Annotated in this window: 1 protein-coding gene; it reads left to right on the forward strand. The window is 65.8% G+C overall.

What is annotated here, in order from left to right:
• The coding region (locus NCR93_RS31670; RefSeq protein WP_284507453.1) for a rhamnogalacturonan lyase B N-terminal domain-containing protein at positions 1-275 on the forward strand (275 nt) is incomplete at both ends.

Consider the following 275-nt stretch of genomic DNA (forward strand, 5'->3'; position numbering starts at 1 on the left):
GGCATCACCGACGCCAGCGGCGTGCTGACCGTGGACACCGGCGCCGGCCTCGTGTTCAAGCTCAACAAGAGCAGCGGCGACATCACGTCCATCAAGCTCAACGGCGGCGCCGAACTGCAGGGCCAGACCAAGTTCTCCCACATCAGCTCGGGCCTTGGCGCGCCGGCCACCTATGCGTTCTCGCCGTCGGGCACCACGGCCGTCATCACGATCACGGCGTCCACGCTGAAGCACTACATCGTCGTGCGCCGCAACGAGAACACGCTGTACATGGC

It is taken from the genome of Caballeronia sp. ATUFL_F1_KS39 (assembly GCF_023630985.1).
GTDB lineage: Bacteria > Pseudomonadota > Gammaproteobacteria > Burkholderiales > Burkholderiaceae > Caballeronia > Caballeronia zhejiangensis.